This is a genomic window from Thioalkalivibrio sp. ALE9 (assembly GCF_000377445.1).
GTDB lineage: Bacteria > Pseudomonadota > Gammaproteobacteria > Ectothiorhodospirales > Ectothiorhodospiraceae > Thioalkalivibrio.
This window is the reverse complement of the sequence record NZ_KB898122.1, coordinates 163281-179286: the sequence shown is the minus strand read 5'-3', so window position 1 is coordinate 179286 and position 16006 is coordinate 163281. Positions and strand designations below refer to the sequence as shown.

Annotated in this window: 13 protein-coding genes and 2 tRNA genes; 2 read left to right on the top strand and 13 right to left on the bottom strand. The window is 65.5% G+C overall.

Features of this window, described 5'->3' with window-relative positions; genetic code table 11:
* Positions 1–32 precede the first annotated feature (32 nt).
* Positions 33–1499, top strand: a complete 1467-nt coding sequence (locus tag D106_RS0100860; RefSeq protein WP_018878901.1) for an OprO/OprP family phosphate-selective porin — start codon at positions 33–35, stop codon at positions 1497–1499.
* A gap of 107 nt (positions 1500–1606) precedes the next feature.
* Here the strand turns inward: D106_RS0100860 and D106_RS0100855 are convergent.
* The 4 genes from D106_RS0100855 to gltX form a co-directional block, all read right to left on the bottom strand.
* Positions 1607–1682 (bottom strand) — tRNA-Glu (locus tag D106_RS0100855).
* 20 nt (positions 1683–1702) lie between these two features.
* Entirely contained in the window at positions 1703–1927 is a 225-nt protein-coding gene (locus D106_RS0100850) for a hypothetical protein (protein WP_026279239.1), read from the bottom strand.
* Positions 1928–1951: 24 nt separating this feature from the next.
* Positions 1952–2027 (bottom strand) — tRNA-Ala (locus D106_RS0100845).
* 42 nt (positions 2028–2069) lie between these two features.
* Positions 2070–3476, bottom strand: a complete 1407-nt coding sequence (gene gltX / locus D106_RS0100840; RefSeq protein WP_018878900.1) for a glutamate--tRNA ligase — start codon at positions 3474–3476, stop codon at positions 2070–2072.
* A gap of 138 nt (positions 3477–3614) precedes the next feature.
* Here gltX and D106_RS0100835 point away from each other — a divergent pair, with 138 nt between their 5' ends.
* Positions 3615–4058: a DUF4399 domain-containing protein gene (locus D106_RS0100835; protein ID WP_026280243.1), complete on the top strand. Its 444-nt coding sequence runs from the start codon at positions 3615–3617 to the stop codon at positions 4056–4058.
* Positions 4059–4133: 75 nt separating this feature from the next.
* On the opposite strand, the gene D106_RS0100830 is transcribed toward D106_RS0100835, so the two are convergent.
* From D106_RS0100830 to D106_RS0100790, 9 genes are all read right to left on the bottom strand, one after another.
* Positions 4134–5114: a cytochrome-c peroxidase gene (locus D106_RS0100830; protein ID WP_026280524.1), complete on the bottom strand. Its 981-nt coding sequence runs from the start codon at positions 5112–5114 to the stop codon at positions 4134–4136.
* Between the two features lie 190 nt (positions 5115–5304).
* Positions 5305–6603 carry a cobyrinate a,c-diamide synthase gene (locus D106_RS0100825; RefSeq protein ID WP_018878898.1) on the bottom strand — a complete coding sequence of 433 codons (1299 nt, stop codon included), beginning with the start codon at positions 6601–6603 and terminating at the stop codon, positions 5305–5307.
* A gap of 31 nt (positions 6604–6634) precedes the next feature.
* Positions 6635–7225, bottom strand: coding sequence for a Uma2 family endonuclease (locus D106_RS0100820; RefSeq protein ID WP_026280523.1), 591 nt, complete (start codon positions 7223–7225; stop codon positions 6635–6637).
* Between the two features lie 78 nt (positions 7226–7303).
* Complete coding sequence (gene cobO, locus D106_RS0100815; RefSeq protein ID WP_018878896.1) at positions 7304–7918, bottom strand: cob(I)yrinic acid a,c-diamide adenosyltransferase; 615 nt, start codon at positions 7916–7918, stop codon at positions 7304–7306.
* A gap of 52 nt (positions 7919–7970) precedes the next feature.
* Positions 7971–8261: a DUF2149 domain-containing protein gene (locus D106_RS0100810; RefSeq protein WP_018878895.1), complete on the bottom strand. Its 291-nt coding sequence runs from the start codon at positions 8259–8261 to the stop codon at positions 7971–7973.
* A complete protein-coding gene (locus tag D106_RS0100805; RefSeq protein WP_018878894.1) occupies positions 8258–8701 on the bottom strand; it encodes a MotA/TolQ/ExbB proton channel family protein in 444 nt (147 codons plus the stop codon). The genes D106_RS0100810 and D106_RS0100805 overlap by 4 nt, the downstream gene beginning before the upstream one ends.
* 137 nt (positions 8702–8838) lie before the next feature.
* Positions 8839–13389 carry a cobaltochelatase subunit CobN gene (locus D106_RS0100800; protein WP_026280522.1) on the bottom strand — a complete coding sequence of 1517 codons (4551 nt, stop codon included), beginning with the start codon at positions 13387–13389 and terminating at the stop codon, positions 8839–8841.
* Between the two features lie 111 nt (positions 13390–13500).
* On the bottom strand, positions 13501–14055 hold the full coding sequence (locus D106_RS0100795) for a cob(I)yrinic acid a,c-diamide adenosyltransferase (RefSeq protein WP_018878892.1): 555 nt from the start codon (positions 14053–14055) through the stop codon (positions 13501–13503).
* Between the two features lie 3 nt (positions 14056–14058).
* Entirely contained in the window at positions 14059–15873 is a 1815-nt protein-coding gene (locus D106_RS0100790) for a TonB-dependent receptor domain-containing protein (RefSeq protein WP_018878891.1), read from the bottom strand.
* Positions 15874–16006 lie beyond the last annotated feature (133 nt).

Here is a 16006-nt window from a genome sequence, read left to right as displayed (position 1 = left end):
TGTGCATACGCATACATTCACAGGAAAAGACTATGAGACCATTCAAGACTCCCATACTCCTGGCCGCCCTGATCAGTGGTGGCATTCTGGCTGCACCGGCCCATGCCGAGAGCTCCACATCGGCCCTGATCGACAAATTGATCGAGCGCGGCGTGCTCACCGAAGAGGACCTCCGCGACCTCCGCGAGGCGGAAGCCCGGGAATCCGAAGCCGTGGCCGACCAGATTAAGGCCGAGGATCGCTATCAGGGACTGGAGTACGAGCCGACCCTTCCATTGCAAACCGTCGATGACCGCATCCAGGCACGCAAATTCCGTGTCGAAAGCCAGGATGGATCCAACCGGTTCGGCCTTCGCGGGCGCCTTATGGTGGATACCGCCGTCGCCAACTGGGACGACAACCTGAACGAGGCGTCCTCGCAGACCGATCGCCAGGACTTCGATGGTGCGCTTCCCGAGCGCGGGACCATTCTGCGGCGCGCGCGCCTGGGCGCACTTGGTGTCTATGACAACACCTGGGAATACCAGCTGGAAGTCGATTTTCGCGACAGCGACGTACGCTTTGCCAACGCGTACCTGGCCTACCTCTCGGATCACGGTCGCCTGGCCGTGGGCAACTTCAAGGAACCCTTCTCGCTGGAAAGCTCGACCAGCTCCCGGCGCCTGACCTTCATGGAGCGCGCCACGCCGGTCGACGCCTATCGTCCCAGCCGGAACATCGGCCTGATGTACGAGACCCTGGTGCCCAACTACTATCTAGCCGCGGGTGTATTCGGCGGCGAAGGTACGGACCGAGATCGCGATGTCGAAGAGGGCTATGCAGTGGCCCTGCGCGGATCCTTTGCTCCGTACATGGACGACAACACCTTCTCGCACCTGGGTGCGTCCTATAACTACCGTCGAAATTCCAAAGACTTCGACGACGAAGACGGGGAAGAGTGCGAGAGCGTGCGCCTGCGTTCCCGTGAAGGCGCACGCGCCATGGATATCCGCCTGATCGGCCGTAACGATATCGAGGGCGTGGAAGACTTCAGCCGATATGCGCTGGAAGCGGCCTGGGGCAAGGGACCGTTCTCCCTGCAAGGGGAGTACCTGCGGGTGGACCTCAACCTCGACCCGGAAAAGGGTGATGTACGCACCGACCAAAGCAGCATCACCCTGGACGGCTACTACCTTCAGGCCAGCTACTTCCTGACCGGCGAGCACCGCAACTACCGGGCCTTCAGCGGCGACTTCGGCGCAGTCCGCCCGAATTCCGTGTTTGGCCGCGGCGGGACCGGGGCCTGGGAAGTGGCCGCGCGTTACGCCCATGCCGACTCCATGGAGCACTCGCGTCCGGGACGCGGGAACAAGATGGACCACTACACGCTCGGTCTGAACTGGTACCCGAACCAGGACATGGTGTTCAAGCTGAACTACATGTACTTCGACTACGAGGGTCGTGGTGGCGTATCCAATGGCAACCACGTGCTGGCCGCCCGCGCCCAGTTCGAGTTCTAGGACGAGCGGATCGGCGAGCACAGGGAAGTGCTCGTCGCTCTACTGGCTTTATGCCCAAGGCACAAATGAAAAGGCCCGAACCTTTCGGTTCGGGCCTTCTCGGGATATGGCGTCCCCACGGGGATTCGAACCCCGGTCGCCGCCGTGAAAGGGCGGTGTCCTAGGCCTCTAGACGATGGGGACGTAGAGGCAACGTCTTGTTGCTATTCCGGTGGGCCTTTGGGCCGATCTTCTTCGCTACCCGGTGGCCGATGCAGAAGCGTCGTCACCAGACCGTTGAATACCAGCAAAAACCCGATCGGTACCAGCGCGATGAGGGGCTTGGACCAGGTCTGTTCCCCGGTGAGCATCAGCCCGAATCCGCCGATCAATCCGACTACTGCCAGCACCAATCCAACGTAGAGTGATATGACCCCGAAACGATGCATTGATGAACTCGCAAATCACCTGAGTGGTGGAGCCAGGCGGGATCGAACCGCCGACCTCCTGCATGCCATGCAGGCGCTCTCCCAGCTGAGCTATGGCCCCGTGTCAGGCGAGCGCGTACTGTAGCCAGCACCCCGAAATGTGTCAACCCGCTTCGGCGGATATTTTCGCCAGCGCGCGGTCGATGCGGGCCAGGGCGCGCTCGCGCCCGATGAGCACCAGCGTATCATCGATGGGCGGGGAGACCGTACCCCCGGTGAGGGCCACGCGCAGCGGCTGCGCGACCTTGCCGAGCTTCAGCTCCAGGCGCTCGCCGGTATGCACCACCACCTCGTGCAGCGGCTCCTTCTCCCAGGCGCCCAGGGCACTAAACCCGTCGTGCAGGGTCTGCAGCACGGGCTTTGCTTCGGCGGTCAGCTGCTTGCGCGCGGCCTTCTCGTCGTAGTCCTCGAACTCGCGATAGAAGTACACGCTGTTCTCGGCCATCTCGCGCAGCGTGCGCGCGCGTTCGCGCTGGGCGATCACCACATCGCGCATCGCCGGACCATTGGCCGGATCGATGCCCAGCTGACCCAGGTGCCAGCCGAACTCCAGCGCCACATGATCCGGGTCCAGCGACTTGATGTAGTGCTGGTTGAGCCAAAGGAGCTTGTCGGGGTTGATCGCCGAGGCGGACTGGTTGACGTCCTCGATATCGAACAGCCGCACCAGTTCGTCCACCGAGAAGATCTCCTGGTCGCCGTGGGCCCAGCCCAGGCGCACCAGGTAGTTCAGCAGCGCCTCCGGCAGATAGCCCTCGTCACGGTACTGCATCACCGAGACCGCCCCGTGGCGCTTGGACAGCTTGGCACCGTCCGGGCCCATGATCATCGGCAGGTGGCCGTAGCGCGGCGGTTCCACGCCCAGCGCTTTCAGGATGTTGATCTGGCGCGGGGTATTGTTCAGGTGGTCATCGCCACGGACCACATGGGTGATCCCCATGTCCATGTCGTCGACCACCACCGTCAGGTTGTAGGTCGGCGAGCCGTCGGAGCGGGCGATGATCAGGTCGTCGAGCTCGCTGTTCTGGAACGCGACCTTGCCGCGCACCATGTCATCGACGACGGTCACGCCCTCGTCCGGCGTGCGAAAGCGGATGACCGGCTCCACGCCCTCGCGCGGCTCGGTGCGCGCACGGCAGCGACCGTCGTAGCGCGGCTTTTCCTTGCGCGCCTTCTGCTCCTCGCGCATCGCATCCAGCTCTTCCTTCGTGCAGTAGCAGCGATAGGCGTGGCCTGCGGCCATCAGCTGGTCGATCACTTCCTTGTACCGGTCGAAGCGTTCCGTCTGGTAGAACGGCCCGTGATCGTAGGTCAGCCCCAGCCAGTTCATGCCCTCGAGGATCGCGTTGACCGACTCCGCGGTGCTGCGCTCCAGATCGGTGTCCTCGATCCGCAGTACGAACTCGCCACCGTGGTGGCGGGCGTACAGCCAGGAGAACAGCGCGGTGCGGGCACCGCCGATATGCAGATAGCCGGTCGGACTGGGGGCAAAACGGGTGCGAAAACTCATGCGGGCTACTCGTCTCGATCGGGAGGTGGAAAACGAAGGCGCATAGGGTAGCAGAACGCCACTGCACTGCCGCGCGGACCGCCGACTATACTCGAAATGAGTACACAGACCGGCCGAACCCGGGCCCAAGGAGTACCCATGAATACCGCTCTTACTCGGCTCTCCACGCTGCTCGTGCTGACGGGAGGCCTCGCGCTAGCCGGAAGTGCCATGGGCAGCGACCGCATCGCGCCGCCGGATGGCGCGAAGGTCTATTTCATCAGCCCGCAGGATGGCGAAACGCTCGAAAGCCCGGTGCGGGTCCAGATGGGCCTACGCGGCATGGGTGTCGCCCCGGCCGGTGTGGAGATGGACAACACCGGCCACCACCACCTGCTGGTGAACAAGCCGCTCGACGAGGTGGACCTGGACGCCTCGCTGCCCTTCTCCGACCACAAGCGCCATTTCGGCGGCGGGCAGACCGAGGGCGAGCTGGAACTGGAACCCGGCGAATACACCCTGCAACTGCTGTTCATGGACTACCGTCACATCAGCTTCGACCCGCCCGTTGTCTCCGAGAAGATCACGATTACCGTGGAATAGATCTGTACCACCCCATCAAAAAGCCCCCCTCCGTTTCCGGAGGGGGGCTGGCACATTCGATTCCGATGCGGCCGGTTACGGCAGCGCAGGAATCTCGAACTGCGGCATTTCGCCGGTCAGCGCGTGCATGAAGGCCTCGATATCCGCGACCTCGTCATCACTGAAGTCCTGCCCCAGCATTTCCTCGCCCATGATGCGGATCGCCTCTTCCAGCGTGGCGGTCTCCCCGTTGTTCATGTAGGGATAGGTCAGGGCTACGTTGCGCAGGGTCGGGGTCTTGAACGCAAACCGGTCGCTCTCCTCACCCGTGACCAGGTAGCGGCCCTCGTCCTCCGAACCCGGCACCTGGATGCGGTGGAAGTTGCTGTCGGTCAGCGCCGGCCCACGGTGACAGGCCACGCAGCCGTTGTCGGCGAACAGCTTCATCCCGCGCATCTGCTGCTCGCTCATCGCGCCCTCATCCCCGGCCAGCCAGCGATCCAGCGGCGAGTTCGGGGTGTTCAGCGTACGCTGGAACGTCGCTAGCGCCTTGGCCACGTGGTCGGTATTGATCACGTTGTCGCCGTCATAGTCGGGATAGGCGGCCTCGAATTTCTCCTGGTACTCATTGAACTCCTCCAGGCGGGCGATCGCATCCTCCAGCGGCATCGCCATCTCGATCGCGTCCTGGATCGGGCCCAGGGCCTGCCCCTCCAGGTCGTCCTCTCGGCCATCCCAGAACTGCGCGGTGAAGAAGCCGGAATTCAGCACGGTCGGGGTATTGCGCTCGCCGACCTGGCCATCGTGGCCCACCGCGCGCGGGATGCGGTCCGCCCAGCCCAGCGCCGGGTTGTGGCAGGTCGCGCAGGAGATCACGCCGGAGCTGGAGATGCGCGGCTCGAAGAACAGCATCTTGCCCAGCTCGATCTTCTCCTTGGTCATCGAGTTGTCCGCCGGGATCGGCGGCAGCGCCGGCAGCGGCTCGAACACGTCGCGGTACTGGGAATAGTCGGTATCGGCCACGGCCGGGGCCGCCGCCCCGAATGCGACGGCCGCACAGGCCGCCAGTGCTGTCATGCGGAATCCGGAAAGCGTCTTCATCGCAGGTCTCCCTTGGTTCATGGACATCGGAGGAATGGATATCGGCACGGACCGATATAGACTCGGTCCAAATCACCTGAATCCCACCCTACAGACGCGGGAACCGGGTCGCGATCAAAAACGAAAGTTCTTTTGATCCAGATCAATCAGACCGGACGCGAGACGCTCAGCTACGAAACAGTGCGGCGGCTGCGGCGGGATTGGACGGGAAGTAGGCGTGCAAATATCCGGCCGTCAGGCGCCCTTCACGGTAGATACCCTCGGCCGCGGTTCCGCCGTCGCGTGCTCGGCGACAGTGTGCCATCGGCTCCCAGTCCACCTCGGCATGGGTGTGGTGGAAAGTGTGGCCGCGTAGCTCGCCTTCGGGCAGCGGTGCACTCTGGAGGCCCAGACCCTGGAGTTTGGGCTCCAGACGGGCATGGCCTGAAATCAGGCCAGCCATGGATGCCTGATGCCCATCGCGATTGATCAATTTATCCAGCAGATAGAGGAACCCGCCACATTCAGCGAGCAACGGCCGCCCCGCCGCATGATGCTCGGCAAGATCCCGCTTGAGCCCGACATTGGCCGCCAGGGCGTCCAGATGCAGCTCCGGATACCCGCCGGGCAACCACACGGCATCGACTTCCGGCAACCGGTCCCCGGCTACCGGAGAGAAGAACTCCAGTTCGGCACCCATCGTACGCAGCAGATCCAGGTTGCCCGGATAGGTAAACGCAAATGCGGCATCCCGCGCGATACCGATGCGAATGCCTTGCAGGTCACGCGTGATCTCCGGCATTGGCTCGGGCTCGAAGGTAACCGGTGCCGGGAGTTCCGTGACTCCGGCCTCGGCAATCGCCTCGGCGGCCGCTTGCAGACGTGCGTCGAGATCCTCGATCTCGCCGGCCTGCACGAGACCGAGGTGACGATCCGGCACGCTCAGTCCCTCGTTGCGGGGCACGGCACCGTAGAAATGCACGCCCTCCGGCATGCTCTCGGCCAGCATCTGCCCGTGGCGAGCACTACCCGTTCGATTGGCAATCACGCCCGTGAGCGAGACGTCAGAGCGGTAGGTCGCCAGTCCGTGAACGACCGCCCCGAACGTCTGAGCCATCCCTCCGGCATCGATCAGCGCCAATACTGGAAGTCCAAAACGCACGGCCAGATCCGCGCCGGAAGGGTCGCCATCGAACAGACCCATCGACCCCTCAACCAGGATCAGGTCGGCCTCCTGTGCGGCTTCGTAGAGCTTCGCCTTGCACGCGGCCTCCCCCACCATCCAAAGGTGCAACGGGTCCACCGGATGCCCGGAGGCCTGCTCCAGGATCATCGGGTCGAGGAAGTCGGGGCCGGTCTTGAACACGCGCACGCGCAGACCCTGGTTGCGGTGGTAGCGGGCGATGGCGGCGGTGATCGTGGTCTTGCCCTGCCCCGAGGCCGGGGCCGCCACGAACGCCGCGGGGCAGCTTGCGGCCCCGGTCATTGCCGGCCACCCGCGCAGTTCGTCAGCGAGGTCAGGCCTCCGCCGGCGTCTCGTGCTCCGGGCCGGGGGCCGCGTCCTCGAAGATGCTTGCTCCCTCCAGCGTCAGGCTGACGCTGCGCAGGTCGACGGCATCCGGCGGGGCGTGGGTGTACAGCACCCAGTGGTTCTCCGGATCGCGCCGGTAGAGTTCCACCGCACCGCTTGCCGGGTCGATCAGCAGATACTCCTGCAGCGAGTCCAGGGCACGATACGCGGCAAACTTCGCGCCCCGATCGAAGGCCTCGGTCGACGGCGACAGCACCTCCACCACCAGCACCGGCGCCTCCTTGTACTGCTCGCGCCCGCGGTCGGCGGAATCGCAGGTCACCATCACGTCGGGATAGAAGAAGGCATCGGCCCCCTCCACCCGCAGCTTCATGTCGGCGATAAAGGTGCGACAGGGGCCCCCGCGCAGGTGTTCGCGCAGCGCTGAAAACACATTCCCGGCGATGGTCACATGCCGGTCCGAGGCACCGCCCATCGCGAAGACCTCGCCGGCCACAAACTGGTGCTTCTCCGGCTGCTCGGTCTCCCACGCCAGAAAGGCCTCGGCATCCATGTGCGCAGATTGGGGATTGGCCATGCGGGTGCCCTCGGTTCGCGGTCGCATCACTTTCCCGATCATAGCGCAGCCCGAAGGCCAACCGCAGCGCCCGGGCGCTCACAGCTCGATCCCCTTCTGGGCCTTGATGCCGGCCTGGAAGGCGTGCTTGACCACACCGATATCACTTACCGTGTCGGCGGCCTCGATCAGTGCCTTCGGCGCGGCGCGGCCGGTGCTAATCACGTGCTGCATCGGCGGGCGGTTCGCCAGGTCTTCCAGCACCTCGTCCACATCCAGGTACTGGTACTTCAGGGCGATATGCAGCTCGTCGAGCAGCACGAGATCGACGTTCGGGTCGTGCAGCATGTCGCGGGCATGTGCCCAGGCCTCGCGGGCCGCGGCCACATCCTTGTCGCGGTCCTGGGTCTCCCAGGTGTAGCCCTCGCCCATCACGTGGTACTGCACCTTGTCCTGGCCACGGAAGAAGGCCTCCTCGCCGGTGGCGAACTGGCCCTTGATGAACTGCACGATGCCGACCTGCATGCCGTGCCCCAGGGACCGGGCGACCATGCCGAAGCCGGAGGAGCTCTTGCCCTTGCCGTTTCCGGTCAGGATCAGGAACACGCCTTTCTCGTCTTGGGCCTCGGCGATCTTGCGGTCCACCACTTCCTTCTTGCGCGCCATACGCTGCGCGTGGCGTTCGGCCTTGGCCGCGTCGGTATCGTTGGTCATGTTGATGTACTCCTTGAGTTCATTGCTTGTTCGGGGTGCGCAGGGGGCGGGCCTACTCGCCGATCAGGATCATTCGTCCGGTCTCCGGGTCACGGTAGACCTGGCCCATCGACTCGAAGCCGGAGCCGACCTCGCCGGCGCCCTCGGGCGGGTCCGGGATCTCGCGCCCGGGTTCGATCTCGGCACCGCCGCTGGCCGGTTCCAGTCCGCTGCCCGAGGCGGCCATCACCACCATCAGGCCGACAGCGAACACGAGCATGATGTCGGCCAGATTGGCCAGTGGGCCCATCGGCTCTTCGTCAGGGGCATCGAAGCGGCTGGCGCGGTAGTGCGGGACTCTCATGCCGCCGCCTCCAGGCGCTCCATCGCGGCGTCATACCAGCGCCGCCGGAGGCGTCCAAGCAGGAAGCCGAGGATGCCGACCAGCAGCCCCAGCACCGTGGTGTTGAACGCCACCGTAACGGCCTGGGCCAGGATTTCCAGTTCGCCCCGGCCCATCGCGGCCAGCCCGGGACCCAGCGGAATCAACGTCCCCATCAGCCCGAGCATCGGGCCGATGCGTGCCAGCAGATCCGCGCGGTCGATGCGGCGTCGTGCGCGGTAGGCCAGTCGCTCGGCGTCACCGGTGGCCTCCAGCCGGCACACTCCGCCGGAACGTTCACCCAGTGCCAGCCCAAGCTCCCACACGGCGACCGCGACCAGCACCAGCAGACCGACGATCACCGGCTCCAGCAGCCAGCGCACCACGGTGTCCATCAGTTCCATCGTGATCGAGAACGGCATTCGCGTTTACCTCATTAACCTTTGTTCAGCGCTTCCCACGTTCTTATGTAGGAGGCCAGCCCTCCGGCCGATGAGCCGCCGGACATACCCCATCGGCCAGAGGGCTGGCCTCCTACAGGAGACATTTCCAGCGGCGGTTATCGCCGTCGGCCGGCGGCGATACCACCGATCAGAAGCAGGAACAGCACACCGGCGACCAGCCACGGGAGCCAGGGCATGCCCCCCGCCTCGTCGCCAGCCTCCTGCCCGCCGTCGGCCTCGGCCGATTCGGGGATCTCCTGCATTTCTTGCGCCGCCGGGTCTTCCAGCGGCTGGATCTCGGTGACACGGCTGGGGTCGGCCTCCGCCTGTGCGCGATCGATCTGCGCGGACGCGCGCACGGCCTCGAAGGCCTCGCGCAGTTCGGGGTCCTCCAGGCGCTCGGCCACCTCGTCCAGCATCGGGTGATCCGGGCGCGTGTGGCCACTGCCCGGCAGGCCGTGCTCGGCGACCAGTTCCGCGAAGCGCTCGGACAAGGCATCCAGCACCTCGGGGTCGGCCTCCCAGAACCCATGGCTGGCCGCGACCAGGTGCACGGCCTGCAGGTGGGTCTTCACATGCACGTTGTGGCCGTCGGCGAGGAATTCGTCCACGCCCAGGCCGTGGCGGTCCTGCAGATACACGTCATGCACCTCGTCCCAGACCCAGGAGCGGATGATCTCTGGGTTGGTGGCCTGCCAGCCCCACAGGTTGTCGACGAAGTCGCGGGCCATGGTGCGGGCCCCGGCATAGCCGTGATCCATCAGCGGCTCGATCCACTGCGGGTTCAGGTTCTGCCCCTGCAGCTCGCGCATCAGCGCGCGGCCCAGCGTCTCCACCCGCGGGTCGTCCGGATCGGCGTGCTGCAGCACGCGGTTGTCCGGCACAGCGCCGCGAATACTTTCGACCGCGGTCGAAAGCCCGCCCTGAAAGTCAAAACCGTCGTCGTTGTCCAGCAGGCCGTAGAGGTGCGAGGCGCGCCCGAGATAGGTGCGCCCGACCTGGCCCAGCCGGGCCTCGAAGGCCTCGTGCGCGGAGCCACCGGATTCGTCCGCCCCGTAGGCGTGGCCCATCCGGCGCATATAGGCCGCCCCCAGTTCGGCACGGTCCTCCCAGGCGCCGGAACGGTCCGCGAGACGATTGACCCCGGCCCCATAGGCCCCGGGGGCGGTACCGAACACCCGCAGCGCGGCCTGCTGACCCGCCTCGAGGCCATTGAGGCCTGCGGCGCGCAGGGCCTGGGTGTCCTCCACCCATTGGGCGGCCACATCGTTGCGCGCCAGGGGCTCGGTGCCCGGATCGCGCAGGTCTTGCCCCAGCGGGGCCAGGGCCGCTTCCAGTGCCTCTTCCAGCTCGGGGTACTCGGCAAGAATGGTCTCGGACGATCCGTCCAGCGCGAGGCGCGCGGCCCGGTCCAGCCACACCAGCTGGTCCTCGTAGAGGTCGCGGAACAGACCGGAGGTGGTAAACAGGGCATCGCGACGTCGATCGCGCCCAGCTTCATCAAGGTCCATGCGCTCCAGCCCCTGGACGATCCCGCGACTGTTCCAGGCCGGACGAATGCCCAGCATGTCCATGCCAAAGGCGATCATCACGCCCTCGTCGCGCACAGTGTCTGACGCCCAGAGGATGATCGCCTCGCTGCCATCCGCCTCGGGATCGCCGTGCTCGCGGGCATCCGCAGCCAGCTCCTGACCGATACCCCAGGCGATACGCGTGGGGACCAGGTCCGCCGCCAGCGCGTGGAAGTTGCGCCCGGTCGGCAATACCTCCGGCGTACGGATCGGGTCATTGCCCTGCCCTGGCGGCACGAAACGGCCTTCGAGCGCCGCCAGCAGATGCGCGCGCTCGCTGGCCGGGGATCCACGCAGCTTCGCATCCCAGTCGTCGTCGACCGCGTCGTCACCCGCCATCGACTCGAGCATCGTGTCCACAGCCTCGTCGCTCCAGTCGCGTCCGAACACGTGCAGCCCCAGCGGCATCTGGTCTTCCTGCATGTCGGTCAGGTAATGCCCGATCTCGTGGACCAGCAACTCCTCGTCCATCTCCGCCAGCACGGTCGTTGCGTGTTCATCATGGCCCTCATCCGCATGCTCGTCCGCGTGGTCATGCTCATGGGCGTGTTCGTGCTCTTCATCCCCGTGTTCCCGGTGATGGTCCGCGTCGCGATGTTCATCGCCGTGTTCGTCTCCGTGGCCTTCGCCATGGCCAGTGTCATCCTCGTCGTGATGCCCCTCGTGATGATCACCGTGACCATCATGGTGATGCCCGTGATCGTGATGGTGACCCCGCGCCAGTTCACGCTCGATGGTCTCGGTCAGGCCAAGGTCCTCGATACGTTCGCGCAGGGTCTGGGCGGCCCGCGAGCGCGTCGCGGCATCCGGCTGTGCGGCGGCCTCGTAGGTCTCCACCAGCTGGCGCAGTTCCAGCAGGCTGTCGTAGAGCTCGGTGGCCGCCAGCGGCGGGGTCAGGTGGCTGATCATCACGCCCATGGCGCGGCGCTTGGCCTGGATGCCCTCACCCACGCCATCGACAATGTAGGGATAGATGATCGGCAGGGCCCCGCCAAGGATCTCGGGGTAATCATCCGGTGCCAGCCCCGCGCGCCGGCGCGGCAGGAATTCGCGGGTCGAATGACGCCCGACGTAGACCAGCGCGTCCGCCTCGAAGTGATCGCGGATCCAGTGGTAGAAGCCGACATACTGGTGGGTCGGCGGGAACGTGGTATTCGCGTGCAGCAGGCGCTCGCTGACCTCCCAGCCGCGCGGCGGCTGCGGGCCGATGAACACATTGCCGAACTCGATCCCCGGGAACAGCATCTCGCCATCGCGGGTCATCGCCTCGCCCGGCGGGTCGCCCCAGCCGGTCAGGCCGGGGATGCCCGTGCGCACCAGCGCCTTGCGCAACTGCTCGGTGGTCGCGTGGGCATCTTCTCCCGCCAGCGTGGCCTCCCAGGCCTCCTCGTACTGGGCCAGCAGGTCCAGTGCCCGCTCCTGCGCCGCGTGCGGATAACTCTCGAGCATGTGGCGCAGATCACCGACACCGCTTTCCAGCGCAGCTTGCGCGATCTCGACCTTATCGGCGGCCCTGGCGGCCTCCAGGCGTGCCTGCAGATAGCCGATCGGGCCGTCGACCAGTTCGGCCCGAACGGGCTCCGGTAGGCTATCGAAATACGCCTGATACTGGTCGCGATCCAGCGAGGCGACCCGGCCGGCGATCGCGTCCAGCGCATCCGCCTGTTCCGGCAGGTTCACGGCTCGATCCTGGATCATCTCCAGCAGGGTCTCGGCGTCCTCCGGCACCGCGTCGCCCAGGTCGTACCCGGCGGCTTCGAGTCGCTGCAGGATCTCCAGCAGCGACTCGGGGACATCCAGCTTGTCCGCACCAATGTTCTGGCGACCCGGCGGATGGTTGTAGTAAACCACCGCCACCCGTTTGTCCGCGTTATCCAGGCGGCGCAGCCGCTGCCAGGTCGCCACCCGATCGGCCAGGGCCTCGACCCGCTCGTCGACCGGCTCGGTCAGGGTCAGGCGCACGCCGGTGCGTTCGTCCTGTTCCGGCGCGCCCGCGGTCGCGAGCACCATCGGCTGGCTCATGCCCTGCAACTCCGGCATGGCCACGTGATAGTGGACCTTGTCCCAGGGGATACCCTCGTGCGAGAGCCGCCACTGGGTTGCGCTCACATCCGCCAGGCGGATCCCCTTGATCACCGGGACATCCAGCGCGCCGAAGGCCTCGGCCACCGCCTGGCGGTTGCCGCCCCCACCGACCACGAAGTCCTGCAGGCTGACGATACCCGCCAGATCCGCCGGCCCGGCCGCCTCGGCCAGCGTCTCGACCGCCTCGCGGCTGGCCCCGCCCCAGCGCGCCAGCACCGCAAAGCACTGGATGTCTCGCGCCTCCAGGGCTTCGCAGGCTGCGTCCAGAAGCGCGCGGTCTCCCGGTCGGTCACCGGTGTCCAGGTCCAGCAACGCCACGGCGGGCCCGTCGTCCAGCTCGAGATCGTCCGGGTCGGGAGTGGAGTTCCCATGCCGGTAATAGCGGATGGTCTCGCGCGGGTCCGGCTCCGGAACTTCGATCTCGTGCCCGCCGCGCGCGGCCAGCCAGCGCATCAGGCCTTCCATGTTCTCCGGCGTACGCCCCTGATAGAACGCGCGCCCGGTCAGCCAGTCTGCCTGTTCGGGGAAACGCTCCCGCTGTTGGGCCAGGTGCACGCGCGGGTCTTCGCCCGGGTCGGGGTTGGCCGCCAGTTCGGTGCGCTTCTCGTCATCGAGACCCACGAGTACGGCCTCGCCGCCGATCCGGGACAGGGCCGTCAGGTGACGCACGCTGTTAATGGCCAGAATCGGGGCCCCCTCGGGCGGCGGGGTCTCCCGCAACAGACGGTCGAGGCGCGCGGCCTGGTCCCCGAAAACAGCCGCGACGAGTATGGCGTCGGCCTCCCGCCACAGCGCCGATACCGCCTCGTCCGACTTGTCCGCGAGCTGCTCCGGTGTCCGCAGGATCACCTCCGCCTGCGGATAGGCCTCCAGGAAACGATGCGCGCCTGCGGCCACCTCCGCCGCCGAGCGATCGGAGACCACACCCACCACGAGCGGACCCGCATGGGCCGGGACCATTCCGAAAAGGAAAAGCGCGAAAACGCTCAGGATCGTGCAACGAAAACGCATGGAAACTTCCCGATAAACAGGTGCAACAGGGTGCGAGGCGTGTACTCGACACGCCTCGACCGTTGCAATGGGAATGGGACGCCGCCAGCGCGGCGCCCCCAAGAAGACCCGTCAGCCGCGCTGGTTGGCCGGCTGCCAGAGGACCTCCGCACCGTTTTCGTGACGAGCCAGCACACGGCAGAGCACGAACAGGAGATCCGACAACCGGTTGACATAGGCCAGCGACGCCGGACGCAATGCCTCGTGGTGATTGAGCGCCACCAGACGCCGTTCCGCACGCCGGCAGACGGTACGCGCAATGTGACAGTCGGCCGTAGCGGGACCCCCGCCCGGAAGGATGAACTCCTTCAGGGCGGGCAAATCGGCGTTGAAGGACTCCAGCTCCACATCCAGACGCTCCACGGAAGCCTCCGGGAGGGCCTGATGCCCCGGCACGGCCAGTTCCGCTCCGAGATCAAACAACTCGTGCTGCACCAGAGCCAGCGAACGACGGACCTCTTCGGGCAGGTCGTGGACCAGCACCCGGCCCACGACACTGTTCAGCTCGTCCACGTCGCCAAAGGCCTCGACGCGGTGGCTGTCCTTGTCTACCCGCGAGCCATCACCGAGGCCGGTCCGGCCTTCGTCACCCGTACGGGTCGCAATCTTTGACAGTCGATTACCCATGAATCACCTCTGCTGGTAGCGCAGCTTCAAGAACGCGGCCCGGCCCGGCTGGTTGTAGCCAAGGGCGGTCTCGTAGTCCTTGTCGAACACATTATTGACCGTCGCCTGAAGCTGCCATTCCGGCGCAATCTGATAGCTCGCGCGCAGGTTCATCAGGCCGTATCCGGACAGTCGAACATCGTTATCCTGATCGTCGAACGACCGGCTCTTGGCAATCACTGAGCCCCCAACCGAAAAACGGTTGAGATTCCGATCGAGATCGAACCGGGCCGTCACGGGCGAGCGCCGGCGAAGTTCCTTGCCAGTCTCACGATCTTCGGCGTCCATCAGCGTAAGGGAAGCGCGAGAAGCCCAGCGCGGGCTTTCGTAACCCGCTTCCAGCTCGATTCCCTGAATACGTGCTTCATCGATGTTCTCAGCCCGAAATGCAACGGGATCAAAACTGATCATCTGATCCAGTTCCGTGCGGAAGACGGCAGCATCGGCATAGTAGGCCTCGCGTGTGTAGCGCGCCCCGATTTCGAGGCTCCGCGAATCCTCCGGCTCGAGGTCGGTATTACCAAACCCGGGGAAGTACAGGTCGTTGAAAGTCGGCGCCTTGAACGCAGTGCCGTAGGACGCCCGCAGACGCAGCGGGTCGGTCATCTGAAAGCCCCAGGCCACTTGTCCCGTGACCTTGTCACCAAACTGTTCGTTGTCGTCGTAGCGCAGGCTGCCTTCCAGGTCGTGGCGACCCATGTCGACCTGAACAACGGAATACGCTCCTAGGTTGTAGCGCGAATCCTCGTCGTAAACGGTATCGCTCGCCACACGATCCTCGTAGGCGTCGATACCGGTGATGACGAGGATATTGTCCGCAACCACAATGTCGTTGCGCCAATTGACCATATCGCGACGGGTATCGAACTGGGAAAAGAATTCCCCCTCAAGAAAGTTGTCCGATTCGTCGCGACTGTGCCCTGCAGAGAGCTCGGTGTCCCAACGCTGAGTGACGGGAATTCTCACGCCGGCGCGAAGCGCGGCATGGACGAAGTCGGATTCATCCGGCGAGAAGATCGAGCCACTGTCGAATTCGGTCGTGCCCTCCGAATAAAGAATATTCCCGAAGAACTCGACGCCATTATCCAGACGGTGCGAGACCTTGGTTGCCAACGAGGTGTTGTCGTAGCCATCCCGCTCGTCGTCACCGACATCGTCCTGCACATTGATGCCGTCGGTCGCGAAGTGGCTGAGCGAGAAACTGTAGTTCGTGCTCTCGGTACCACCCGCGACACCAACCCCGGCCTCGCGGGTATTGAAACTGCCACCGCCGACAAACGCGTTGACTTTCGGAGGCCCTTTGCGGCCTTCGCGAGTGAAAGTCTGCACCACGCCACCAATCGCATCGGAACCGTAGATGCTGGTGCGCGGACCGCGCACGATCTCCACCCGCTCGATCTCCTCCGGTGGCAGGAACTGCCAGCTTGCGCCACCACTGGTGGCCGACCCCATGCGCACGCCGTCGATCAGAAGCAGGGTGTGGTCGGAGCTTGTCCCGCGGGTGTAGACGGAAGTTGTCTTGCCGAAGGCGCTGTTCTGGGAAGTTTCGATCCCGGCGCGGCCCTCCAGCAGATCGGTGAACTGCTGGGGCTGCAGGCGCTCGATCTCTTCGCGGTCGATGATGGTCACCGAAGCGAGCGTCTCGTCGACGGTCTGCGCGATGCGAGAGGCGGTGACCTGGACGGTTTCCAGGGTCTGCGCGTCGTTGGTATCCGGCGTATCCGCCAGAGCGGGACTGGTGGCCAGCAGGATGGCCGTGGAAAGTGCTGTGCGTTTCATGTCGTCCGTGTCTCCCGGCGAGCCGCCCGCACGCCGTTGATTCGTCGGGATCGCGCGAACAGGGGGAGACAGACACGAGGGGGATCGGCCTCAACCGGCTAACGGCCAGGCCCGATCATCCGCCTCGCATGCC

Bases quoted from the DNA above. Each gene is read 5' to 3' on its own strand.
- D106_RS0100860 (WP_018878901.1), top strand. From the start codon at position 33: ATGAGACCATTCAAGACTCCCATACTCCTGGCCGCCCTGATCAGTGGT.
- D106_RS0100850 (WP_026279239.1), bottom strand. From the start codon at position 1,927: ATGCATCGTTTCGGGGTCATATCACTCTACGTTGGATTGGTGCTGGCA.
- gltX (WP_018878900.1), bottom strand. From the start codon at position 3,476: ATGAGTTTTCGCACCCGTTTTGCCCCCAGTCCGACCGGCTATCTGCAT.
- D106_RS0100835 (WP_026280243.1), top strand. From the start codon at position 3,615: ATGAATACCGCTCTTACTCGGCTCTCCACGCTGCTCGTGCTGACGGGA.
- D106_RS0100830 (WP_026280524.1), bottom strand. From the start codon at position 5,114: ATGACAGCACTGGCGGCCTGTGCGGCCGTCGCATTCGGGGCGGCGGCC.
- D106_RS0100825 (WP_018878898.1), bottom strand. From the start codon at position 6,603: ATGACCGGGGCCGCAAGCTGCCCCGCGGCGTTCGTGGCGGCCCCGGCC.
- D106_RS0100820 (WP_026280523.1), bottom strand. From the start codon at position 7,225: ATGGCCAATCCCCAATCTGCGCACATGGATGCCGAGGCCTTTCTGGCG.
- cobO (WP_018878896.1), bottom strand. From the start codon at position 7,918: ATGACCAACGATACCGACGCGGCCAAGGCCGAACGCCACGCGCAGCGT.
- D106_RS0100810 (WP_018878895.1), bottom strand. From the start codon at position 8,261: ATGAGAGTCCCGCACTACCGCGCCAGCCGCTTCGATGCCCCTGACGAA.
- D106_RS0100805 (WP_018878894.1), bottom strand. From the start codon at position 8,701: ATGCCGTTCTCGATCACGATGGAACTGATGGACACCGTGGTGCGCTGG.
- D106_RS0100800 (WP_026280522.1), bottom strand. From the start codon at position 13,389: ATGCGTTTTCGTTGCACGATCCTGAGCGTTTTCGCGCTTTTCCTTTTC.
- D106_RS0100795 (WP_018878892.1), bottom strand. From the start codon at position 14,055: ATGGGTAATCGACTGTCAAAGATTGCGACCCGTACGGGTGACGAAGGC.
- D106_RS0100790 (WP_018878891.1), bottom strand. From the start codon at position 15,873: ATGAAACGCACAGCACTTTCCACGGCCATCCTGCTGGCCACCAGTCCC.